This is a genomic window from uncultured Oscillibacter sp. (assembly GCF_950073225.1).
GTDB lineage: Bacteria > Bacillota > Clostridia > Oscillospirales > Oscillospiraceae > Oscillibacter.
In genome coordinates, this window is sequence record NZ_CATMPS010000044.1 from 1 (window position 1) to 22129 (window position 22129).

At 54.9% G+C, this 22129-nt stretch carries 23 protein-coding genes and 1 pseudogene; 20 read left to right on the forward strand and 4 right to left on the reverse strand.

Annotated features, from left to right (window positions below; all coding sequences use genetic code 11):
- The 4 genes from Q1M04_RS14595 to Q1M04_RS16255 all read right to left on the reverse strand — a co-directional run.
- Positions 1–586 (reverse strand): aspartate/glutamate racemase family protein (locus tag Q1M04_RS14595; RefSeq protein WP_300448453.1); only part of this gene is annotated, 586 nt, incomplete at its 3' end.
- 293 nt (positions 587–879) lie between these two features.
- Positions 880–1647 carry a cytosine permease gene (locus tag Q1M04_RS14600; RefSeq protein WP_300448456.1) on the reverse strand — a complete coding sequence of 256 codons (768 nt, stop codon included), beginning with the start codon at positions 1645–1647 and terminating at the stop codon, positions 880–882.
- Positions 1619–2086 (reverse strand): cytosine permease, encoded by a 468-nt coding sequence (locus Q1M04_RS14605; RefSeq protein ID WP_300448461.1) that lies wholly within the window; start codon positions 2084–2086, stop codon positions 1619–1621. Before Q1M04_RS14605 ends, Q1M04_RS14600 begins: the two co-directional genes overlap by 29 nt.
- Positions 2087–2135: 49 nt before the next feature.
- Positions 2136–2375, reverse strand: a complete 240-nt coding sequence (locus tag Q1M04_RS16255; RefSeq protein WP_366140840.1) for a hypothetical protein — start codon at positions 2373–2375, stop codon at positions 2136–2138.
- A 180-nt stretch (positions 2376–2555) separates the two neighbouring features.
- On the opposite strand from Q1M04_RS16255, the gene Q1M04_RS14610 reads away from it, so the two are divergent.
- From Q1M04_RS14610 to Q1M04_RS14705, 20 genes and pseudogenes are all read left to right on the forward strand, one after another.
- The gene (locus Q1M04_RS14610) at positions 2556–5402 is read left to right on the forward strand and encodes an exodeoxyribonuclease III (protein WP_300448463.1); all 2847 of its coding nucleotides are present in this window, start codon (positions 2556–2558) and stop codon (positions 5400–5402) included.
- Positions 5403–5415: 13 nt separating this feature from the next.
- The gene (locus Q1M04_RS14615; RefSeq protein WP_300448466.1) at positions 5416–6111 is read left to right on the forward strand and encodes a response regulator transcription factor; all 696 of its coding nucleotides are present in this window, start codon (positions 5416–5418) and stop codon (positions 6109–6111) included.
- A gap of 590 nt (positions 6112–6701) precedes the next feature.
- Positions 6702–7238, forward strand: coding sequence for a hypothetical protein (locus Q1M04_RS14620; protein WP_300448469.1), 537 nt, complete (start codon positions 6702–6704; stop codon positions 7236–7238).
- Positions 7239–7834: 596 nt separating this feature from the next.
- The gene (locus Q1M04_RS14625) at positions 7835–7978 is read left to right on the forward strand and encodes a hypothetical protein (protein WP_300448472.1); all 144 of its coding nucleotides are present in this window, start codon (positions 7835–7837) and stop codon (positions 7976–7978) included.
- Positions 7979–8055: 77 nt separating this feature from the next.
- Positions 8056–9660: a recombinase family protein gene (locus Q1M04_RS14630; protein WP_300448475.1), complete on the forward strand. Its 1605-nt coding sequence runs from the start codon at positions 8056–8058 to the stop codon at positions 9658–9660.
- Positions 9660–10412 carry a recombinase family protein gene (locus Q1M04_RS14635; RefSeq protein ID WP_300448478.1) on the forward strand — a complete coding sequence of 251 codons (753 nt, stop codon included), beginning with the start codon at positions 9660–9662 and terminating at the stop codon, positions 10410–10412. The genes Q1M04_RS14630 and Q1M04_RS14635 overlap by 1 nt, the downstream gene beginning before the upstream one ends.
- Complete coding sequence (locus Q1M04_RS14640; protein ID WP_300448481.1) at positions 10409–12058, forward strand: recombinase family protein; 1650 nt, start codon at positions 10409–10411, stop codon at positions 12056–12058. Before Q1M04_RS14635 ends, Q1M04_RS14640 begins: the two co-directional genes overlap by 4 nt.
- The gene (locus Q1M04_RS14645) at positions 12058–12873 is read left to right on the forward strand and encodes a metallophosphoesterase (RefSeq protein ID WP_300448484.1); all 816 of its coding nucleotides are present in this window, start codon (positions 12058–12060) and stop codon (positions 12871–12873) included. The genes Q1M04_RS14640 and Q1M04_RS14645 overlap by 1 nt, the downstream gene beginning before the upstream one ends.
- A 14-nt stretch (positions 12874–12887) precedes the next feature.
- Positions 12888–13628, forward strand: a complete 741-nt coding sequence (locus Q1M04_RS14650) for a metallophosphoesterase (RefSeq protein ID WP_300448487.1) — start codon at positions 12888–12890, stop codon at positions 13626–13628.
- A gap of 14 nt (positions 13629–13642) precedes the next feature.
- The gene (locus Q1M04_RS14655; protein ID WP_300448490.1) at positions 13643–14035 is read left to right on the forward strand and encodes a hypothetical protein; all 393 of its coding nucleotides are present in this window, start codon (positions 13643–13645) and stop codon (positions 14033–14035) included.
- Positions 13953–15515 (forward strand): hypothetical protein, encoded by a 1563-nt coding sequence (locus Q1M04_RS14660; protein ID WP_300448493.1) that lies wholly within the window; start codon positions 13953–13955, stop codon positions 15513–15515. Before Q1M04_RS14655 ends, Q1M04_RS14660 begins: the two co-directional genes overlap by 83 nt.
- A gap of 31 nt (positions 15516–15546) precedes the next feature.
- On the forward strand, positions 15547–15870 hold the full coding sequence (locus tag Q1M04_RS14665) for a hypothetical protein (protein ID WP_300448497.1): 324 nt from the start codon (positions 15547–15549) through the stop codon (positions 15868–15870).
- 70 nt (positions 15871–15940) lie between these two features.
- Positions 15941–16663, forward strand: coding sequence for a GntR family transcriptional regulator (locus Q1M04_RS14670; RefSeq protein WP_300448500.1), 723 nt, complete (start codon positions 15941–15943; stop codon positions 16661–16663).
- 56 nt (positions 16664–16719) lie between these two features.
- Positions 16720–17479, forward strand: a pseudogene (locus Q1M04_RS14675) (IS5 family transposase).
- 250 nt (positions 17480–17729) lie between these two features.
- On the forward strand, positions 17730–18152 hold the full coding sequence (locus Q1M04_RS14680; protein ID WP_204791017.1) for a PTS sugar transporter subunit IIA: 423 nt from the start codon (positions 17730–17732) through the stop codon (positions 18150–18152).
- Positions 18149–18613: a PTS sugar transporter subunit IIB gene (locus Q1M04_RS14685; RefSeq protein ID WP_204791018.1), complete on the forward strand. Its 465-nt coding sequence runs from the start codon at positions 18149–18151 to the stop codon at positions 18611–18613. The genes Q1M04_RS14680 and Q1M04_RS14685 overlap by 4 nt, the downstream gene beginning before the upstream one ends.
- Positions 18614–18650: 37 nt before the next feature.
- Positions 18651–19451, forward strand: coding sequence for a PTS sugar transporter subunit IIC (locus Q1M04_RS14690; protein WP_204791019.1), 801 nt, complete (start codon positions 18651–18653; stop codon positions 19449–19451).
- A gap of 14 nt (positions 19452–19465) precedes the next feature.
- Positions 19466–20290 carry a PTS system mannose/fructose/sorbose family transporter subunit IID gene (locus Q1M04_RS14695; protein WP_204791020.1) on the forward strand — a complete coding sequence of 275 codons (825 nt, stop codon included), beginning with the start codon at positions 19466–19468 and terminating at the stop codon, positions 20288–20290.
- A 66-nt stretch (positions 20291–20356) separates the two neighbouring features.
- Positions 20357–21340: an SIS domain-containing protein gene (locus Q1M04_RS14700; protein ID WP_204791021.1), complete on the forward strand. Its 984-nt coding sequence runs from the start codon at positions 20357–20359 to the stop codon at positions 21338–21340.
- A 76-nt stretch (positions 21341–21416) separates the two neighbouring features.
- The gene (locus tag Q1M04_RS14705) at positions 21417–22040 is read left to right on the forward strand and encodes an HAD family phosphatase (RefSeq protein WP_204791022.1); all 624 of its coding nucleotides are present in this window, start codon (positions 21417–21419) and stop codon (positions 22038–22040) included.
- The last annotated feature ends 89 nt before the right edge of the window (positions 22041–22129 follow it).

A 22129-nucleotide genomic window follows, 5' to 3' on the forward strand; every position in this document is an offset into this window, starting at 1 on the left:
GAGCGTCGCGAACATCCTCCGCCACGCCGACCATAGCCGTGCAGCCCAAGGAAATCGCCTGCGCGCCGTCCACCCGGATTGCCTCCAGGGACTCCCGGACCAGGGCGTCCACTACCCGGTCATGCTGCGACAGCTCTTCCACAGGGATGCCAATCGCGCGAACGCAGCAGATACGCCCGTCAAAATGCTCCTTCGCCACGTTAGACTCCGCCAGGGGAATCACATTCTTCATCATGGTCACGATGGCAATCTTGTCCGCCAAGCCCATGCAGAGGAACATGGAGGGCTCAAAGCCGCCGAACACGGGGATGTTCACATACTCTCTGGCGGCTCTCACCGCAGGATCGCCATAGCAATTGATGAAGATGGCGTCGCAGCCCTCCTCTTCGGCCTCCTTGCACAGCCGGAGGATATCCGGGCTGCAAAGAACCTCGTCATACGCACACTCAATGGAGGGCGTGCCCACCTTGATTTGAGAGGTGCTGAGCTCCGTATCAGGCGAGAGATACTTTCGAATGTAGTCAAGCATTTCCGGGGTGATGATGTCGCCGGTCACAGGGATGATGTTCTTGATCTTCAATGCCATTGGGAGAGCCTCCTTTACGTATTTAATTTCCACTGTCTGTGGAAAGGTGCGCTTTTCAATCCGCTTCTTTTTTGTAGAAAACGGGATACAGCACTAAATACCCTACACACGCGATCACCACAGAGTTGAGGGCCGGGATTAGCAGGTTCGGCAGAGCCAGTGCGAAAACCGCCCCGGCCAACCAGGAGATTAACCCAGCCAGATTAAGGAAGCACTGATTAAATCAACGTGTGCAGATTTGCGCCAGAAATTTCTGCTGACAAGGAAGAAAATCGCAGGAATCCTGACGGATTTCAAGATTTTCTAACGCAGTCCAGCGGGAATTTATGGCGTGAAGCTGTGTGCGGGGATTTCATCAGTGGTTCCTTAACTCCCTCCACCGGCTTCCAGCTGGCCGGATTGGCCTTGTGCTTGACATAATAGTCCATAACCGCCACGCCAGCCACGGGGGGAATGGTAACCGAGAGGATGTTCAGGAAACCGTTCAGGTAGTTCGCAATTCCGAAAACCGCGAGAAGAGTGCCCACGATGCCGGCAACCAGGGTCATAGTCGTGCGCTTCTCATCTTTTGCTCCGGTGAGGTTGAGCAGGGCGAACCCGGCGGAGTAAGCGTTGGAGACATTGGTGGTCCAGGTCGCCAATACCAGGACCAGCATGCCCAGAATGGGACTTCCAATGCTGGTAAGCATGGAGACGATGCTGCTGGTATCCATGCCCAGCGCTCCCGAGTGGATCGCCAGGATGCCGCCGGCCAGGAGCGTTCCCACGCCCATGGGAATCACGCCGACAATGCTGGAGATCACCACGTCTTTGCGGCTTTTGCAGTACCGGGTCGTATCGCCAGAGAGAACGCTTCCGGCGGAGAATCCGCCCAGTACGGAACCCACAGCCGCCACCATGGACATGCTTGTCGGAGGAACATAATCGCGAATCGCTTGGGCAGACGCTGGGTCGCGGAATACCACGATCATGGCATAGGCCAAAATTACAATCAGGGCGGGAATGGAGATGACGTTCAGCCACTTGATCAGGTTAATGCCTACCACGGCGGTGATGCACATAACCGCCCCCCCACAAAATCGTGGACAGAAGCCCGGGAAGCGGAATGCCGAATGTATTGAGAATACCCGCAAACGCCTCTCCGCAGAGCGCCGCCTGGAACCCGAACCAGCAGATAAAGCAAAACGATATAATCGCGGAAATGACATAACTGCTTCCCTTTTTGCCAAACGCGCCGGAGACGGCCACCACCGTCGGGACGCCCAGATCGGTGGATTGGACGCTCATCAGAATCATCATGACCACGCAGATGCCGTAGGCAATCATCATCGCCAGGAACGCCTGGGAAAAGGTGAGCCCGGTGGTGATGATTCCGCCCACCATCAGAGCCGGAACGCAGCAGACGGAGCCCGCCCAGATGAACGCAATCTCCCACCAGCGCTTCTTGTCCTCCTGCTTGACCTCGCTCAACCCAGAAGTCTCGATTGCTTTTTTTGCCATAACTAAATTTTCCCCTCCTTATAAAAGATGGATACTCTGTATGTAGATATTAAATCCTAACAGCGGGACCAATCTCACAATAGCCAATCTGCTTAAGAATGTTGGCCCAGCAATCGTAGCCGGCAGGTTTATCCCACCACTGCCGGGGTGCGGGGACTCCTAACAACAAAACGCGCTGGCCAACCGCCGTATCGGCATTGGAGAGAGGTTCCATCGTTTCTAAGTTCACTAAAATAATCAACTCCGGCACAACCAGCAACGCTTCTTTCTGGGGCCCCAAAATGATCATGTTTTCATACGGGAAACAGCGGAGGCCGGCACAGAGTTTCTCACTTTCTAACGGAGCACGGCAGCTGTTTGTATGACGTTTTCCTGACAAATATAAAAAAGGCGTTAGCGGCCCGTCGCATGCGGGAGCTGACAAATAGCCTATAAAAAATAGTGGCGGATTCTGGAGGGGGTCTTTTCAATGAAGATCATAAGCTGGAACGTGAATGGAATTGTAGCTTGCCGCAGGAAGGGGTTTCTGCGCTTTTTGGCCGATACAAAACCGGATGTCGTGTGCTGCCAGGAGATTAAGACCAAGTGCGCTCTGAACACGCCGGGCTATCATCAGTTTTGGAATCTTGCCCAACGCCCAGGTTATTCCGGTACGCTGGTTCTGGCAAAGCAGCCTCCATTATCGTGGTCTACAGGATTCGGAAGCAGCAAATTCGATGAGGAGGGCCGCCTCATTACGCTGGAATATGCGGATTACTATATTGTCAACGTGTATGTTCCCAGCGTTCACCCCCACAACTCCCCAGACAGGCCGGATTTTCGTCTGGAGTGGGACGAGGCCCTGCGGGAATATATCGCCAGACTGCCGAAGCCCGTCGTTTTGTGCGGTGATTTCAATGTAACCCACGCTTACATTGACAGCTATCCCGAGAACGGGAAAAATGAGCCGGACGACCCGCTTTTCCGCTCAGAGGTCCGGGATGGGTTTGACAAGCTCCTCGCCACTGGAGTTGTTGACGCTTTTCGGGTATTGAATCCAAACAAAGCGGGAGCTTATACGTGGTGGGGGCCGAAAAATAAAAACCGCGCCGAAAATCGCGGTTCGCGGCTGAACTATTTTCTCGTTTCCGGGGAGCTGCTGTCTTTCGTGCAAAGTATTCGATTTCACAAGGACATCCTCGCCTCGGACCACTGCCCCATTTCTATGCTTTTCTATCCTGTGAAGCCCAAGCGGGAGATCGACGACGCGGATATGGCCGCTATTTGGGGTTCCATTGATTGGGACCGATTGCAGGGTATTTTACTGCTGTTACAACAGGATCTGGCTTACGCCGCCTACAACCGGGAGTGGGACAAGGTAGACCAGCTGCAGCGCCAACTGGTGGGCTCCTGGGCGGCGCGTGCGCTGGCCGTGAGGGAAGTCCTGAATGGCAGCAATTCGCCGGGAGTGGACGGCGTTCGCTGGACTACCGACGCCCAGAAGGCAAGAGCCGCGCAGTCCTTGATTGCGAGGGGCTACCGGCCCCTCCCTTACCTTTACAGAGAGCTGGAGGAGCACAGGAAGGTGCGGATCAACCTGATTCCGACCATGAGGGACCGGGCCATGCAAATCTTATATTCCTTCGCCCTGGACCCCGTTGCGGAATCGACAGCGGATAAGAAATCTTTTTTCGCTCGAAAAGGGCGCTCTACCCTTGACCCTAACGCCCATTTGCTCCACGATCTGAGTATGGAAAACGCGCCGACCTGGGTAGTCATTGCCGACGTACAGACGTTTTATGCTACCGTGGCGCATGATTGGCTCGTTGAGAATATCCTTATGGATAAAGCAGTGCTGCGGAAGTTTCTGAAGGCGGGAATGATAAGGAACGGGGAGCTGTTTCCAACAGACAAGGGAATGTCTATGGCCTCCGCTCTGTCCCCCAAATTGGGGAACATGATGTTGGATGGACTGCAATCCTATATTTATGACCGGCTTTATCCCTCCGGCGGTGTGGACTATCCAAACGGGAATTTAAACCGGCTTTTGGACGACATGGTGATAACCGCTCGAGACCGTACACAGGCAGAGCTGATTATGCAGATCGTAGAAGAATTTCTTGCCTATCGTGGGCTGCGACTTCATCCTGAAAAAACACATATCACTAACGTTTATGAGGGCTTTGATTACATTGGCAGACACTATCAGTTTAAAAACGGATGCCTTTCCGTAAAACCTGCTGAAAGCTCCATCATACAGTTTGAAGCCGAGCTGAAAAACCTTATCATGAACTTTTCTGGGACGCAGAGGGATTTGATTAAGGAGGTCAACTGGAAGCTGGCCGGTTGGGGGCATTACCACCGTACAGAGGACGCCTATATGGATTTCCGGCATATTGACTCGGTTGTTGAAGGATTATTGGTTAAAAAGATGTGCATGAAGTATCCGCGCTGGCACCAGAAAACAGTTTTGAATAAGTTCTGGGTGAGAGACGGCTGGAATCATGTTTTTGTTTTGCCAGGAGATCACTCAGTCAGAATAAACTGTCTGGCCCCTCTGCCAATCATGCGACACAAGCCCTGCCGGTTAAATTTTAATCCGTATCTGGACCAGGACTACCAAATCTACCTTCAGCATCGCCGGAATATACAGAAAAGCAACGGGAAATACCGGGGAGTATGGACCCGGCAAAGCGGGCGCTGCGCATACTGTGGAGCGAGGATGCTGGCCGACCAGGAAGTGGAGCTGGTTGAAAGGGAATTAGGGCGGGGCTGGAATGTGCGAAATCTCCAATATGTACACCGGCAATGCGGATATCAGGTGCAGTTTGATGACAGCGAAGTACAAGGGGAGCATATTGACCTCTTCTCCATGCTGGAGGGGTTTGAAAATCACTCTCCAGCTGACGATTCTCCGTACATAGAGTTGACCGAGTATTTTCGTAAAAGCAAACAGCCGGTTATTTGTCTGAAATTCCAGGAGATCGAACGCATCTTGGGAGATCACCTGCCCTGGGAGGCATACTGTTTTGAGGCGTTCTGGTATGACGACACGCAGGAACTGAGCTCCCCCATGTGGCGGTCCGAGGAATTTCCTTTTCATAAGTTCCTGTTTTCAGAGCAGAGCTTTAACATCACCAATTCCTGGTTAAGCCAGGGCTACAGAATAAAAGCCCTGCATTTGGAGACGAGTCAGGTCACGTTCCGCAGGGAGGATAAAAACACTTCCGGGGTGGTATTGCCCAAGGTGTTGACCAGCCAGCGTTTGCCGGAAGACGTGGTATACAAATTCAACAAGATGGTGCAGCAGTTTGCAAAAGACTACGGATTGATGTAGGGGGGTGCTTCCTTTGCGGAAAAAGCTGCTGGTGATTGAGGATAATAAGCGGGTCCTTGAAATCCTGGCGTTTGCGTTGGGCCGGGAAGGGTATCAAATCATCCGGGCGGACAATGGGCCGTATGGACTGCGTCTGGCAAAAGAATATCAGCCGGATTTAGTCATCCTGGATTTAGAACAAAAAGAGCCGGATAAATTTGATGTTTGCTGGGAATTGCGTGAGGCTGGAATCCACAAGCCAATTTTACTGTTTCTTTCCTCGGAAAAAGAAGCGGACATGCTGTCTGCGCTGAATTTGAGTATTGGTTATATTCAAACGCCCTTTCACATGAAGGAGCTGTTGATGCTGATTAACGCCAATATTTGGGGCGTGGGAGGTGAAGTGAACAGTGGGAACCCGGCGCGATTCCTGGCCTTTGGGAGGATTGAGATTGATACTGAGCAGTCATTGGTGTTAAAGGATGGGCTGCCGATTGAGCTGACGCAGAAGGAATACGATTTGATTTGCTGTTTGGCAAGCGAACCGGGCAGAGTGTTCTCCCGGGAGGAGCTGTTCGAGCTGGTATGGAATTACTCTTACATAGGTGAAACTAGACTCGTAGATATAACGGTACGCCGCCTACGGGAAAAAATCGAAGATGTTCCCTCCTGTCCAAAGACAATCGTCACCCGGCGGGGACGAGGATATGCATTCACGGGGCAGACTTAGAGTACAGATGTCTTCCACGAAGTTGTCAGCCCCTCAACAGGATAAGGGCAGGGATATTTTCGACCCTCTTCCTATCTCACGTTTTCTTACATGTTGGTTGCAATATCTGGCAATATATAGTTAAGATGTGTATCGTTCGAGCTAATTCGACAAATTTCGCGCCGTCCTAGATATATACTACCTCCACGGTAGCTTTTAGGCAGCATAGAACCACCGTCAATGAATTAAATGTGTTAAAAGACCCTTTACAAACGGTATAGATATTTTCCGCCGCTTTATGCGTCAGAATCTGTAATACCCCAAATGGCCTGAACACGCTTCTTTCTGGATTTTATAAAGAAGGGCCCTTGCGTGGAATGGCTTGGATATGAAATTGAGGGGTAGAGCAGGGAGTACCATCTATATTCAACGGTTAGTTAAATCTACCCAGAAAGTTAATTATGCCCTTCAAACAGCCACTTTTGTGTTAAGCCACAAAAGCGGCTGTTTCTTTTTATTAGCTTACGTCCTCCGGTATTCTCCTGGATGCCGTGGTCCTCCGCTTCTGGAATCTTGACTTTTCAAAATTTCAGAATATGGAGGTTTGCCACATGGCGAAACAATATTACATAAAAAGGGACCCCTCGGCTATCGGCTCGGATATTGAATGGACTGCGATCAACGGGAAAGAGTTCTACCAGCTCCTCACCTCCCCCGCTGGGAAAGGCCGGTACTTCATCGAGATGGACGAATTCATGATCGAGGCCACGGAGGCGGAGTATAAGGATTGGCGCAAGGAAAAGGACCACAGCGACTATCTGCAAGCGCAGGAATCCCAAGTGCAGCTTCTGCCTTTGTGCGGTGGTGAAAATGGCAGCCAAGGAGATCTGATCCCCGACATGGCCGCCAGCACCGAGGAACAAGCGATGGCGTCCATTCTCCGAAAAGCGCTGAAGGAAGCGCTTAACGCCCTGGATGATGAGAGTTACACAATCATCGACGCCCTTATTTTGGCGCAGGACCGCAAAAGCGAACGTGATTTAGCCTCTGAATTTGGTTTATCTCAAAATGCGGTTCATAAGCGCAAAAACAAAATTTTGAAAACTTTAAAGTTGTTGGTTGTCAAAGGGGAAAAAAGTTCCCAATAGAAAGGTAAGAGGCAAAACAAAGGCTGCCTCTCCTGTTCTTTGACAACTGAACATCCGAAGACTTGGATACGTTCCTGACAGGTCCCCTTGACGAGAGGGGACAGCGACGCTGGAGGATGCGCCAAGACCACCTGTAAACGCGGCGAGATTGCAGTGAATTCCTCCGCTTTTATCAATTACGGCCAACGAAGGTGCAGAGCGGTCACATCCGTCCGAAAAACAGCCTGTGGCGGGCTGTTTCGCCATGAACCCTGCCAGGGATAATGATACTCCTGCCCCGTCCCAGCCGCAAGCAAGGAGGGCAGCCGACAGAGATCCTGCCGGGGGGTGGAAGCCCCGTGAGGTGGTCCAGCCAGCCGCCGTCCAAGTCCTTCGCCCTGACGCCTGGGGAAGTAGTGTCGAATGCAGGCGTGGAAATGAGACTTTACAGGAAAGTCTTGATATCAGAAGCACCAGGGATCGCCGCCGCGGTCAAGTCTGTGCCGCAGTCAGGTCTAGCAACGCACGGATCGGTCAGAAACCACACAGGCGAATCCGCAACGGCGGCGGTCCCTGTTTTTGTGATATCAAGCATTTTGAGATAGGAGGACCCCCGTATGAATAACCCGAACATCGACCTGCTGGGGCAGGTCAATCTGCTGAAAGCGCTCCTGAAAGCTGGAGTCATCAATGACACTGAGTTCAAGAAAATCGCCGCGCGGCTGGCAGTGAAAAACGGAGCCAGCATCATTATTTGTTGATTTTGCCCGTTCTCTTTTTCTAGCTATCTCATGGATTCTGTGGTAATGTGTTGCTTGCCGAAGGAGGTGTGGTATGAATGGCAGAGCAGAAGAAAATCGACGGTTCCCTGGCCCTGAAAGCGGTTCCCCGCCTCGTCACCATCCCGGCGGCGGAGCAGCCCGAGGCCCGAAAGCTCCGGGTAGCGGCGTACTGCCGCGTCAGCTCGGATTCTCTGGACCAGCTCAACTCCTTCGCCGCGCAGAACGCTTACTACACCGCCCTCATCGGCGGAAACCCGGACTGGGAGCTGGTAGACATCTACGCCGACAGAGGCATTACCGGCACCTCGGTGGATAAGCGCGACGATTTCCAACGCCTTCTCTCCGACTGCAGGCGGGGCCTGATCGACAAGGTCCTGGTGAAGTCCGTATCCCGGTTTGCAAGGAATACCAAGGATTTCCTCAAGGCTACGCGGGAGCTGAAGTCCATTGGCGTGGGCGTCTGCTTCGAGGAGCAGAACATCGACAGCTCCATGGTCTCCGGTGAGATGCTGGCCTCCATCTTCGCCTCCCTGGCACAAAAGGAAAGCGAATCTATTTCCCAGAATATGCGGATGAGTTTCCAACGGCGGATGGAAAGAGGAACTTTCGTCCCGATGACGCTTCCTTTCGGATACAAAAAAGGCTCTGATGGCCGCGCAGTAATTGATGAATCCACCGCCAAATATGTCCGTGAAATTTTTGAAAGTTATTTATCAGGCGCAAACACTGGAGACATTGCGGAGGGACTGGAAGCGCGAAAAGCAACTACGCCAGCTTTATCAACGCGCAGATGGACCTTCCAAGCTGTAAGCCGCATTTTGCGAAACGAAAAATATATTGGTGATTCCCTCTGGCAGAAAAGCTATCGAACGGACAGCTTGCCCTACCGTGAACTTAAAAACCATGGAGAGCGGACGCAGTATTACGCAAAAGAAACACACCCTGCCATCATCGAAAAGTCGGTTTTTGAGAAGACGCAATCTCTTCTGTCTCAGAGAAAGGACCGATTCTACTCTTCGGGTAAAGAAGAAGGCGGTTTGAGAGGTCATATTTTCTGCGGCTGCTGTGGCGCAGGATTTAGGCTGCACCGGAGCAAAGATATTACATATAGGGTTTGCCGGACGCATTCTATTAACGCAGACAAATGCCCCGTTGGACGAATCCCAGATGATGCGATCCACTCGGCCTTCCTCCGACTGTACTACAAGCTCCAGCACCAGGGCCACCCCGTCCTGGAACAGCTTCTCTCGGACCTCCAGACCGCGCGCAGCCGCCGGCTCCTCTGGAGCCTGGACATCGTGGAGCTGAACAATCAAATAGCGGAAACCACCCGTCAGGAACGACTGTTGGCCGTGCTGAAAAAGCAGGGCGCTGTCGATCCTGATATTTTTATATCCCGAACCGACCGGCTGGCCGAACAGCTCCGCGCCGCCAAGCAGGCGAAGAGCCGTCTCCTGGACGCTGAGGAGGACCAGACCATCGCCCAGACCAAGGAGCTACTGGATATCCTCGATAACGCACCGGGCTTCCTGGACGCCTTCGACGGGGAGCTGTTCGATGAGCTGGTCGACAAAATCATCGTGGAGAGCAATGAGCGGCTCCGGTTCCGCCTCATCAACGGGCTGGAGCTGACGGAGAACATCGAAAGGACGGTGCGATGATGGCCAGTAATCGAAAGCTGCCCTTCGGCTACCGGATGGAGCGGGGCACAGTCATGGAGCATCCCGTGGAGGCGGAGGCAGTCCGCGATATCTTCCGGCGGTATCTGGCCGGGGCGTCCTACGCCGCTCTGGTAGAGCATCTGCGTGATGCAGGTCCTGCCTATGACGCGGACAAGCTCTGGAACAAAAATATGGTGGCCCGTATTCTGGAGAACGCCAAGTACACCGGCTGCGGCGATTTTCCAGCCGTGATTCCGGCAGAAGATTTTCAGAGAGCACAGGCGCAGAAGAAAGAGCGGACCGCTCCCATCACAAAGGCGCCGGCGCAGAAAGAGCTGCGTCGGCTCTGCGGCGGAAATCCTCCCAAATATGTGGAGGGCCAGGTGCTTGGCATTCTGAACCGCCTGATTGCGGACCCCGGCTTCATCCAGGCTCCCACTTCGGAACCCGAGGATACGGCGCAAGCTAAAATCCTACAGCAGAAGCTGGCGGACCTACTTGGAGAGGCCCCCGTGGATGAGGACGCCGCCAGGCGCACCGCCTTGGCCCTCGCCGCCGAACGCCTGGACGCCATCGGCCCCGAAGAATATGAAACGGAACGCCTCCGCCGTGTATTTGGGCGGGCCGTTCCCCTGAAAAGCCTGGACGTGGACCTGCTTCACGGCAGCGTTCAGAGAATCACGATACGAAATCGCCACGCACTCGTTCAGTTGAAAAACGGTCAAATTGTGGAAGGAGGTCCTCTAAAATGACTACCGCCCCCAGCAAGCTCATTGTGATTCCTCCGGTGAAGGAAACCGCGCAGTCCCAGGCCGCGAAAAAGCAGCTCCGCGTCGCCGCCTACTGCCGCGTTTCCACCGACGACGAGGAGCAGCTCACCAGCTACGAGGCTCAAAAAGGCTACTATACCGAAAAAATCAAGGAAAATCCGGACTGGATCATGGCAGACGTATTCGCTGACGAAGGGAAAACAGGCACCTCCGTCAAGAGCCGAAAGGACTTCCAGCGCATGATCCGCCAGTGCCGGAGAGGCAAAATCGACCTGATCCTCACGAAGTCCCTCTCCCGCTTCGCCCGGAACACGCTGGATACCATCGAATACACCCGTGAGCTGCGGCAGCTGGGCATCCCCGTGATTTTCGAGAAGGAGAACCTCAACTCCATCTCCTGGGAGAGCGAGTTCCTGCTCACGCTCTACGGCGCCTTCGCCCAGTCTGAAAGCGAGAGCACCAGCAAAAACGTGATCTGGGGAAAGCAACAGGCCATGAAGGAGGGCAGGGTGGTCATTCAGTATAAGCACCTTCTTGGCTATATCCGCGGCGAGAATGGCAAGCCGGAGATTGTGCCGGAACAGGCTGAAATCATCCGCTTCATCTTCAAACGCTATCTGGCCGGGGATACCCTCCGGGCCATCAAGGCCCAGCTGGAGGCGGAACAAATCCCTTACGCTACCGGGGAGGTTTCCTGGAACATCTCCACCCTGCAATCCATCCTCCAAAATGAGAAATACTGCGGCGACGTGATCATGCAGAAGACCTTCCGCAAGGACTGCATCAGCAAGAAAACGGTGGTCAACACCGGGCAGCTCCCCAAATACTGGACCCAGAATCATCACGAGGCCATCATCAGCCGGGAGATGTTCGACGCCGCCCAGGAGGAGACGCTCCGCCGGAAGGCCGTGGCCGCCGGCACGAAAAAGAGCGCCCCCACCGGCCTTGGGAAGTACAGCTCCAAGCACGCTCTGACAGGGCTCCTCATCTGCGGGGAGTGTGGCACGCCATACCGCCGCGTCGTCTGGACGCAGAAGGGAATGAAACGTCCCGTGTGGCGCTGCGTCAACCGGATTGACCACGGAAGGACCTACTGCAAGCGCTCCCCCACTCTGGATGAGAAGTCGCTCCAGCAGGCCGCGCTGGCCGCCGTCAATATCCTCATGAGCCGCAAGGACGTGCTGGCAGACGGAGTGGCCTCTGAAATGGCACAGGAGCTGGCTCCAGTCCCCGGCGAGGTCATGAGCCTCGGGGATATTGAGCGGGCCATCGGGGACCTCTCCAAACGGTTCGACAGCCTCATGAACGAGACGGACGGCGAGGAGAGTATCCAGCGGAATATGGACCAATTCCGTGACATCAGCGAACAGCTGGCGGCGCTGAAGGAGCGCAAGGCCCACGTCTTGGGCCTCCGGGCTGAGAACGACCTGCTGACGCGGCGGCTCGAATGGGCGGAACAGGTTATGGCGGAGGCTCCGGCGGAGGTCACGGAGTGGAACGAGAGTATCGTCCACCAGCTGGTGGGGGAGGTCAAAGTGCTGTCCAAGGACGAGATTGAGATTACATTTAAAAATGGGACGAAAATCGTCCAAACGATTTTCGTAGAACGGCAGAAGGCGGCTTCCTGATGATTTATGTAACCGGCGACACACACGGGGATTTTTCCCGATTCAGCTCCAAACGTTTCCCGCAGGCAAAGGCCATGACAAGAGAGGACGCCGTGATAATCTGCGGCGATTTCGGCGGCGTGTTCGCCGGTACTTCCGCGGAAAGAAGCTGGCTCGACTGGCTGGAGGAAAAGCCGTTTACGACCCTTTTTGTAGATGGAAACCACGAAAATTTTGAGATGCTGAACGCCCTGCCTGTTCATACTTGGAACGGTGGAAGGGTCCACTGTGTCCGGCCCCACGTGATCCACCTCATGCGCGGACAAGTCTTCGAGATCAGCGGTCTGACCTTCTTCGCCATGGGCGGCGCGGCCTCCCACGATATCCAGGACGGAATCCTTGATCCGGAGGCCCCCGGTTTTGAGCGAGAATACTGGTTCAAACGCAGGACGCGGCAGATGTTTCGGGTAAAAGGCGTTTCCTGGTGGCCCGAGGAGCTGCCATCGGACGCGGAATATGAGGAGGCAATCAGGAATCTGGAGCGGGCAAACTGGCAGGTGGACTGTGTTTTGACACACTGCGCGCCGACCAGTATACAGGCAAAACTTGATAAAGGTTATACTCCCGATAGGCTGACGGATTTTCTGCAAACAGTAAAACGCCTGTGCCGGTTCCAACACTGGTTCCTTGGGCATTACCATCGGGACTGCGTAGTCGACGACCGATTCATCATCCAATGGAAGCAGATGACTGAACTCACGCAAGGTCCAGCGCTACGGCAAGCAGCCGAGGCCGGCAATGCGCGGGAAGGTAGACAAGCCCCAAGGGAGCTTTGAAGGAGGCGGCAAGCATGATTTATGTAACAGGTGACACTCATAGAAACTTCTCCCGGTTCAGCCCCGACCGTTTCCCGGAAATGAAGGTCATGACGAAAGAGGATACCATGATCGTCTGCGGCGATTTTGGAGCCCTGTGGCACGGAGGCCGGAGGGACGAGATTCAGTTAGCGATTCTCGAGGACCTGCCGTTTACAGTTGCCTTCGTGGATGGAAATCACGAAAACTTCACCGCCCTTTCCAAGTACCCCGTTGAGGAATGGAACGGCGGAAAGGTTCAGTTCCTCCGCCCTCACGTCATCCACCTCATGCGCGGCCAATTCTTCACGCTGGAAGGACATACCTTCTTCACCATGGGAGGGGCCTCATCCCATGACGTCGACGACGGCATTCTGGACCCGGCCGCGCCTGATTATTACGAAAGGCTCTTCCGTTTGCTCGGGGAGGGCCGCGAACAGTATCGGATCGTGGGCCAATCCTGGTGGCCAGAGGAGCTTCCCTCGAAAGAGGAATATGCCGAGGCCAGGCGGACCTTGGACGCTCACCGCTGGGAGGTAGACTACATCATCACCCACAGTCCGCCCGGCGGTATCGCGGAAGAACTGGGCCGTCCGCAGGACACGCTGACGGACTTCCTCGAAGAGGTTCGACAGAAGGCCAGATATCGCCGCTGGCTGTTCGGCCACTGTCACGGGGACTGGGAAATTGACGAAAGTCATCTGCTCCTATGGGAACGGATCGTGCGAATAGTATGAAGGAGCTGACAGCCATGAACAAAGAGTATCCTGTCGTGACCGTGGGGCGCAACGGCCTGAGTTTCAATGTCAGAACCGCCGATGTGCTCCATCGGGCAGCCTTCGTCCGGGTCCTGCTCAATGCGGAAACCTGCCAGCTTGCGGTTCAGGCCGCCTCGGCATTGAGCCCTCAATTCACCGCCTTCTTCCGCCCGGAGGTCTTCAAATCCAACCGCATCAAGATCAACTCCAGGTCCATGGCGCGTCAGATTCGGGAGACAGCAGGATGGACAGAACACGGTACCTGGAACATCGCCGGCGTTTACTCCGCGAAGGGGGAAGCTCATGACGGACATCCGAAAGCCATTTTTGAAGTCCTTCACAGTGAAGGAGCTGATGCAGTTTATCGATTACTACATAGAACATAAAGAAATGCTCCATGTTCCGGGGCACCCTTGGGAAGTGTGCGATCTGGTGGCCCGATTCCTTGGCTTTGGATACAGCAGGCAATGGTCTGAGGATGAAACCGCTATCCTGACCAAGAATTACCCGCCGCTTGGCGCTAAAAAGACATCCGAGCTGCTCCTGATGCGCACAGCGTATGACTGCAAGCTGAAAGCGGATGGACTTGGATTACATACGAACGTCAAGTTTACCCAGACCCCGCATCATGTTAGCTGGAGCCTTTACGAACTGGACATTCTTTCGAGATATTATTCAATCATAGGCCCCAAAGTTATGGCCCTTCTGCCAGGCCGAACAGACACCGCCTGTGGAACAATGGCCAAGAAGATGAAAATACACGACCAATCAGCAGGTCCTTGGTCTGAAAAGGAGCTGGAAATCCTAAAAAACCATTATTCAGAAATGGGCTTAGACATTGGTATTTTGCTTCCGGGCAGAAGTAGCGCCGCTATTCGGACCATGGCAGGGAGAACGGAAGGCACCTCACAATCAAGAAAATGGACGCCGGAAGAAGATGAAATTATAAGAGTACATTTTCCTCAAATGGGCCCATCGGTCGCCAGCCTTTTCGAGGGCCGGCGGACAAAGAGCGCTTGTTATCAAAGAGCCGTCTTTTTAGGTGTACAGCCTCCTGTTGAAAATCAGAAATGGTCGGAAAATGAGCTTGAAATTTTAAAAAAGCACTATCCATCCTTGGGCATAAAGGTAATGGCCTTGCTGCCGGGCAGGACAGAGAGCGCTTGTATCAGCAGGGCGAGAAAGCTCAATCTCACCGCCAGCTGCAAAACGCCTAGAAGGGGGAAAAAGTGGACAGATGATGAGCTTGCCATTTTAAAAGAGTTCTGCCCAAAGGTAGGAGCGGCCGGAGTCCACAAGCTACTGCCCCACCGTTCCGTGAATGCTTGTGAAAATATGGCATTGAAACTTGGAGTATCCGCCCAGAAGTTAAAATGGACCGACGCAGAAATAGAGATTCTCAGGGAAAATTATCCCAAATTAGGAAAAGCGGTTGCTGAACTTCTGCCTGGCCGGACAGCTATGACATGTCAGGCAAAAGCCTCCGCGCTGGGCTTGCTTGTTGAAGGGCACTTTTGGACCGACGAGGAAGACGCGATTATAAAAGAATATTATCCCAGAGAAGGACAAGCGGTCTCTCAGCGGCTCCTGAACAGGAGCGAATCCTCTTGTGTTCATAGAGCCTGTAAGCTGGGGTTATGCAGGATCAAATCCACGGATGCTGCGGTCTCCAAGGTGAAGGAGTCTCTTGATGATAATTGGTCCATCGTTAAATTAAGCCCCGACACAGACGACGCAGCAGGAAATCAAACCATGGAAGAAAATACAGTTTTGGCTCGGATTGAAACGCCGCAGTCTGGCGATGACATAGATGAGGAACAGCAGGAGGAGCCCAGCTCGATGCAGTTCGGTTCCATGCATATGTGAAAGCCAAGCGCGACAGGAAAGGAGGAAGCTCATGACGGACATTCGAAAACCCTTTCTGCAACCTTTTACGGTGAAAGAGCTTATGCAGTTTATCGATCACTACATAGAACACCGGAAAATGCTTCATGTTCCAGGACATCCTTGGGAGGTGTGCGATCTGGTGGCCCGGTTCCTTGGCTTTAGATACAACAGGCACGGGAGCGGCGGCCCTTGTGAGATGAATCCTCTGTCGCAGAGGTTCTCGGTTCTGCGTAACAGACCAGCCTCCTTTTTCTTCGGGCATCCTGGACTCTCAAAATTTTACAGAAACTCCTTTTTAGGGCTTGACCTGCGGGAAGAAATTGGATATGATTAAACATCATAAAATTATATAATGTCTATAACGACATTGCGTAACCTATGCTGTTCTGAAAGAGGAGCTCATTATGTCCGAAAACACCTTTGTCCCCCTGTACCAGCAGATCAAGGACGATATCAAATCCGCCATTGAGCACGGCAAATACAAGCCGAAAGAGCAAATCCCCACGGAACCCGAACTCAGCGCGGAGTACTCCGTCAGCCGGGTCACCGTCCGGCGGGCGGTGGAGGAGCTTTGCAGCGAGGGGTATCTCATCAAGCAGCAGGGAAGGGGCACCTTCGTCAGCACGCCCCGCATTCACCGGAAATTTTCCGTCAGCAACCAGGCGGTGAGCTTCACCAAGATCTGCGAAGAGTACGGCATGACCGCCGGTGCGCGGGTGCTGGAGCGGAAGATTGTCCCGGTCCGGGAGGACGAAAAAGCCTTCTGGAGCTGCGGAGACGACGTACTCCTTCTCTATATTCAGCGGGTCCGGACCGCCGACGGGCAGCCGGTTTTCCTGGAAAACCTGTTCATGCTTTACGATGAGTTCAAGTCCTTGATGCAGGCCGACTGGGAGAACAAATCCGCCTTCGACCTGATTGCCTCCGTCAGCGGCTGCCGGGTGGCGACCACGGAGCGCCGTACCATTGAGGCCGTCCGGGCCACGGCGGAACAATCGTCCCTCCTGAGCGTTCCCGTGGGCGAGGCCCTGCTCCATTTGAATTGTTACTTCGTGAACCGGGATGGCCGCCCCCTCTGCATTGGACGGCAATATTACATCGGCGGCAGATTTATGATGGAAGTTTAGGGCTTGTTTGAAAAATAAATATTGCACAAATCGATGGTAAGTGCGAAAATAGAGGAATGAAGAGATATGAATTGACAAAAGGACAATGGGAACGAGTGAAAGCAGTGCTTCCGCCCCCAAAGACAGGGAAACGAGGCCGGCCTCGGAAAGATGACCGAAAAATGCTCAATGGAATGCTATGGATTGCCCGCAGCGGAGCGCAGTGGCGGGAACTGCCGGAGGTGTATGGCCCCTGGCAGTCCGTTTATGCCCGATTTGCCAAATGGCGGGATGATGGTACATTGGAAGCGATATTTCACGCCTTGTCCGAAGATGCGGATATGGAAAATCTGAGTTTGGACTCTACTTGCGTTAAGGTTCACGAAAGCGCCAATGGAGGGGGAAAAAACGGCGAATAAGGCAATTGGGCGAACCAGAGGAGGGTTAAATACAAAGCTGCACGCAATTGTGGACGGGCTGGGGAACCCGGTTGAATTTATGCTGTCTGCGGGGAATGACCATGATTCAGTCCATGCCGTTGAACTGCTGGAAAAGGTCACGGTCAGAGGTAGTAATGTATTGGCAGATCGTGCTTATGGGGCAAAGAATATTCGAAGTTACATTTCAGAACAAGGAGCCTGCTATGTGATCCCGCCGCAGAGCAATGTTTCTGAGCCATGGCCGGTAGATTGGTGGTTATACAAAGAGCGCCATTTGGTTGAATGCTTCTTCCAAAAGCTTAAATGGTTTCGCAGAATTGCCACCAGATATGACAAGTTAGATGCTTCTTTTCTTGCCTTCGTTTACTTGGCTTCTATTGCTATTTTGTTGATTTAGCCTACTCCTCGCTATTTTTCAAACAAGGCCTAAACGCTTAAAGCCTTTGAGGCATCCCTTTCAACAGGGACGCCTCTTTCTGTTTTATACAAAGAAATATACCTGAAATTATCCAACCCTACAAAACGCAAAAATTTGCGGAAAATCCCTTGACAATTTCATTGGTTTCGGATTATTATGACCTTACAAGAAACGTATGTAACGTTTATAACGATACTACGCAAGGAGCAAGAAAGGAAGGGTGATCCGAGTGAACCAAGTGATCCTGGCGTCCCACGGCGGGCTGGCCGCCGGAATGCGCGACACGGTGGAGCTGATTGTGGGAGAGGTCCCCAACGTCCACGTTCTCTCCACCACACGGGACGAAACGGAACCCATCGCCGTCCGGGCGAGGCGGCTGCTGGAGGGCTTCGACCCGGCGGACGCGGTCTACATCCTCACCGACGTCATGGGAGGAAGCGTCAACAACGACATGCTCACGCTGCTGCCGGAGTTCCCCCAGGCGACCCTGCTGTGCGGGACCAACGCCTGCCTTGCCCTGAATCTGGCCTCGGCGGAGGCCCCCCTCAGCGACGGGGAGATCGAGGAGTTCCTGGAGGAGGCCCGTGGCCAGATTGTGAACTGCAACAAACTGCTGCAACAGGCGGCGGAAAATGAGGAGGACGATTTATGATCAAACTGGTACGACTGGACTACCGGCTGCTCCACGGGCAGGTGGTGTTCGCCTGGACGGGCCACGTGAGCGCCCAGCGCATCATCGTGGTGGACGACGAGGCGGCAAACGACGACCTCAAGAAATCCGCCCTGACCCTCAGCAAGCCCACCGGGGTGAAGCTGAACATCTTCCCCCTGGAGAAGGCCCTGGCCAAGATGCCCAAGGTGGAAACCCTGAATGAGAACATCATGTTTATCTTCGGGAACGTGGCTACCCTCCGGGCCTTCTGCAAGGGCTATCCCAAGCTGAAGGAAATCAACTACGGGGCCACCGCCAACCGCCCCGGCACCAAGCAGTACGGCCAGTCCGTCTTCCTGACTGACGAGGAGATTGCCCAGACGAAAGAGCTGCTGGACGCGGGCGTCAAAATCTTCATGCAGCAGACGCCCAGCCATAAAGAAGAGGCCCTGAAGCTGTAATCCAGAGAAACGGAAATCAAGAAGGAGGAAATCCCCTATGCTTTTGACATCCCTGATCCTGGGGCTGGTAGGCGTGTTCTGTATCCTGGACTCCCGCCTGCTGGGTCGGCTGAACTTTGAGCGGCCCCTGATCTCCTGCACCATCGTGGGTCTGATTCTGGGCGACCTCCCCACGGGCCTGGCTGTGGGCGCGTCCATTGAGTTGATGAGCTTAGGACTGGTGGTCATCGGTGCGGCGGCGCCCCCGGATATGAACATGGCGGCCATCATCTGCTCCGCCTTCGCCATTCTCACCGATGCCAGCACGGAAACCGCCCTGGCCCTGGCCATCCCTATCGCCGTCCTGGGCCAGATGCTGGGCGTGCTGATGCGGACCATCCTCTCCAACCTCACTCACGCGGCGGACGCCGCCATCCTCCAGGGCAACTTCCGCCGGGCACGGAGCATGCACATCCTCTGGGGCACGGTGCTCTACTCCCTGATGTATTTCGTGCCCATCTTCCTGGCAGTTTACCTGGGTACCGACTTCGTGCAGAAGCTGGTGGAAGTCATTCCCGCCTGGCTCACCGACGGGCTGAACCTGGGCAGTAAGTTCCTCACCGCCTACGGCATCGCCCTGCTGCTGAGCAGTATGCTGAACAAGAGTCTGGTGGTCTTCTTCCTCCTGGGTTTCTTCCTGGTGGGCTACATCGGTTTGAACATCACGGCCATCGCCATTTTCGCCTGCATCATCGCCGTGGTGCTGACGGGGCTGAAGTTCCGGGGCGGCTCTCCCGCCTCCGCCAATGGCGCTCCTGTGGCCGACGACTATGACCCGCTGGAAGACGACGATCTGTAAAGGAGGATGACGCAATGAGCAGCGCGAAAATCAGCGACCGCAGAAGATACTGGCAGTTCCTCTGGCGCTCCTGGGCCATCCAGGACTCCTGGAACTACGAACGGCAGATGAACATGGGCTTCCTCTATGGCATCGCCCCCACCCTGGACCGTATCTACCCTGACGAGAAGGACCCCCAGCAGCTGGCCCATAAGAAGGAAGCCTACCAGCGGCACATGGCCTTCTACAACTGCACGCCCCAGACCAGCGCTTTCACCCTGGGCCTCGCCGCCTCCATGGAGGAGCAGTACGCCGCCGACCGGGAGAACTTCAACCCGGACACCATCAACGCCGTGAAAACCTCTCTCATGGGCCCCCTCTCCGGCGTGGGCGACAGCTTCTTCCAGGGCACCATCCGCATCATCGCCTTTGGCTTAGGCATCCAGCTGGCCCAGCAGGGCAGCATCCTGGGGCCCATCCTGGCCATGCTGATCTCCTTCGTTCCCTCCTTCGTGGTGACGTGGTTTGCCGGGAAGCTGGGCTATACCATGGGCAGCAAGTACCTTACCAAGCTCCAGGGCGGCATGATGGACCAGCTCATGTACGTCTGCGGCATCGTGGGCTTGATGGTCATAGGAGCCATGGTGGCCAGCATGGTGGGCATCACGACGCCGATTACCTTTGAGAGCGCGGGATTGGTTTTGCAGGACATTGTGGACTCCATTCTCCCCTGCGCCCTGGATCTGGCGGTGGTCATGGCCATGTACGCCATGATTAAAAAGCGCTTCAAAACAGGCTGGCTGCTGGCCATCTGCATCGTGGGCGGCATCGTCATTAACGCTTTGCACATCCTGGTTTGATCGGAAACCATTCATACATTCACCTTTCACCCAACCATTTTAAAACATATCAGGAGGAAAATTATTATGTATAACATCGACATGAGCATGGTCCACGACATCGTCTCCAAGATCACCGCTTCCCGCACCGTTGAAAATGTGGCCTTCGTGGGCTGCGGCGCTTCCAAGAGCGAGCTGTACCCCGGCAAGTATTTCCTGACCAGCGCCGCCAAGAAGCTCCGCTCCTATCATTACACCGCCGCCGAGTTCAACAACGACACCCCCGACTGGCTGGGAGAGAACACCGTGGTCATCACCGCCTCCCTGGGCGGCAATACCCCGGAGACCGTCCAGGCCAACTCCGTGGCCAAGGCCGCCGGAGCCGCCGTCATCGCCGTGACCCACGCCGCCGGCTCCCCCCTGACCAAGGAGGCCGACTTCTCCATCGTCCACGGCTTCGAGGCCAACTACGCCGCCAAGCTGGAGAAGATGGGCTACGTCATGGCCCTGGCCCTGGAGCTCCTCCAGCAGACCGAGGGCTATGACAAGTACGAGCAGATGCTCTCTGGCTTCGACAAGATTTTCGAGCTGGCCGAGAACAGCGCCCAGTCCGCCCGCAAGGCCGCCAAGGAATTCGCCGCCAAGTACGCCGACGCCCCGGTGGTGTATGTCATGTCCTCCGGCGCTTCCGCCGAGGTGGCCTACTCCACCTCCATCTGCCTGATGATGGAGATGCAGTGGATCAACTCCGGCTCCTTCCACTCCGGCGAGTTCTTCCACGGCCCCTTCGAGATCGTGGACAAGGATGTGCCCTTCATCCTGCTGATGAACGACGGCAAGACCCGCCCCGTGGACGCCCGGGCCCTGACCTTCCTCCAGCGCTTCGACGCCCTGACCACCGTGGTGGATGCCAAGGACTATAACCTCGCCTCCGCCGCCTCCAGCGATGTGGCGACCTACTTCAACCCCCTGCTCCACACTGCCGTGTTCCGGGTCTTCGCCGAGGAGCTGAGCTTCATCCGCCAACATCCCCTGAGCAAGCGCCGCTACATGTGGAAGATCGAATATTGATTCGGAGTACAAAATACACTTGCCGGGAGGGCGGGCGGACAGCCCGTCCTCCCCTTGCTTTTAGGAGGCGATCGTCATGGTAAAAGGCGTGATTTTCGACATGGACGGCGTGCTGATTGACAGCGAGTGGTACTACCAGAAGCGGCGGGCGGAGTTCTTCCAGCGGATGGATTTCCCCTGCCCCAGCAACAGCTTCGTGGGCTCCAACGAGCGGGCCATCTGGGAGGCCCTGGTCCCCGACGACCCGGAGTTCCGGCAGGAGATGCTCATGGGCTACCGGGCCTACCGGCATCTGCATCCGGTGCCCTACGAAGAGCTGCTGAACCCCCAGGTTCCCAGCCTCTTCCGGGCCCTGAAGGACAGGGGGCTGAAAATTGGAATCGCCTCCTCTTCCTATCTGGGGGCGGTGAAGGAAGTGGTCCGTCTGGCTGGGGCGGAGGAGCTGGTAGACTTCTGCATCAGCGGGGAGCAGTGCGCTGCCCACAAACCGGACCCGGAAATCTACCTGCGGGCCATGGAGGCCCTGGGACTGACAGCGGAGACCGCCCTGGCTGTGGAGGACTCCCCCACCGGCATCACCGCTGCCAAACGGGCGGGGATTCGGGTCTGCGCCCTAAAGCCCCGGCCGGAGCTGACCCTGGACCAAAGCGCCGCCGACGCCGTGCTGGGCCGGCTGGACGGCGTGCTGGAATTTTTGTGAGGGCGGCTATGGTCAAAGGATTGCGGCGTTACGGCCTTTTGACCCTGGCGGTGTTTGTCATCGCTGTGGGAGACTATTTTTTCCTGTTT

Excerpts from the sequence above, each read along its gene's own strand:
- Q1M04_RS14600 (WP_300448456.1), bottom strand. The coding sequence starts at position 1,647 with ATGTGCATCACCGCCGTGGTAGGCATTAACCTGATCAAGTGGCTGAAC.
- Q1M04_RS14605 (WP_300448461.1), bottom strand. The coding sequence starts at position 2,086 with ATGGCAAAAAAAGCAATCGAGACTTCTGGGTTGAGCGAGGTCAAGCAG.
- Q1M04_RS16255 (WP_366140840.1), bottom strand. The coding sequence starts at position 2,375 with ATGATCATTTTGGGGCCCCAGAAAGAAGCGTTGCTGGTTGTGCCGGAG.
- Q1M04_RS14610 (WP_300448463.1), top strand. The coding sequence starts at position 2,556 with ATGAAGATCATAAGCTGGAACGTGAATGGAATTGTAGCTTGCCGCAGG.
- Q1M04_RS14620 (WP_300448469.1), top strand. The coding sequence starts at position 6,702 with ATGGCGAAACAATATTACATAAAAAGGGACCCCTCGGCTATCGGCTCG.
- Q1M04_RS14625 (WP_300448472.1), top strand. The coding sequence starts at position 7,835 with ATGAATAACCCGAACATCGACCTGCTGGGGCAGGTCAATCTGCTGAAA.
- Q1M04_RS14630 (WP_300448475.1), top strand. The coding sequence starts at position 8,056 with ATGGCAGAGCAGAAGAAAATCGACGGTTCCCTGGCCCTGAAAGCGGTT.
- Q1M04_RS14635 (WP_300448478.1), top strand. The coding sequence starts at position 9,660 with ATGGCCAGTAATCGAAAGCTGCCCTTCGGCTACCGGATGGAGCGGGGC.
- Q1M04_RS14640 (WP_300448481.1), top strand. The coding sequence starts at position 10,409 with ATGACTACCGCCCCCAGCAAGCTCATTGTGATTCCTCCGGTGAAGGAA.
- Q1M04_RS14645 (WP_300448484.1), top strand. The coding sequence starts at position 12,058 with ATGATTTATGTAACCGGCGACACACACGGGGATTTTTCCCGATTCAGC.
- Q1M04_RS14650 (WP_300448487.1), top strand. The coding sequence starts at position 12,888 with ATGATTTATGTAACAGGTGACACTCATAGAAACTTCTCCCGGTTCAGC.
- Q1M04_RS14655 (WP_300448490.1), top strand. The coding sequence starts at position 13,643 with ATGAACAAAGAGTATCCTGTCGTGACCGTGGGGCGCAACGGCCTGAGT.
- Q1M04_RS14660 (WP_300448493.1), top strand. The coding sequence starts at position 13,953 with ATGACGGACATCCGAAAGCCATTTTTGAAGTCCTTCACAGTGAAGGAG.
- Q1M04_RS14665 (WP_300448497.1), top strand. The coding sequence starts at position 15,547 with ATGACGGACATTCGAAAACCCTTTCTGCAACCTTTTACGGTGAAAGAG.
- Q1M04_RS14670 (WP_300448500.1), top strand. The coding sequence starts at position 15,941 with ATGTCCGAAAACACCTTTGTCCCCCTGTACCAGCAGATCAAGGACGAT.
- Q1M04_RS14685 (WP_204791018.1), top strand. The coding sequence starts at position 18,149 with ATGATCAAACTGGTACGACTGGACTACCGGCTGCTCCACGGGCAGGTG.
- Q1M04_RS14690 (WP_204791019.1), top strand. The coding sequence starts at position 18,651 with ATGCTTTTGACATCCCTGATCCTGGGGCTGGTAGGCGTGTTCTGTATC.
- Q1M04_RS14695 (WP_204791020.1), top strand. The coding sequence starts at position 19,466 with ATGAGCAGCGCGAAAATCAGCGACCGCAGAAGATACTGGCAGTTCCTC.
- Q1M04_RS14700 (WP_204791021.1), top strand. The coding sequence starts at position 20,357 with ATGTATAACATCGACATGAGCATGGTCCACGACATCGTCTCCAAGATC.
- Q1M04_RS14705 (WP_204791022.1), top strand. The coding sequence starts at position 21,417 with ATGGTAAAAGGCGTGATTTTCGACATGGACGGCGTGCTGATTGACAGC.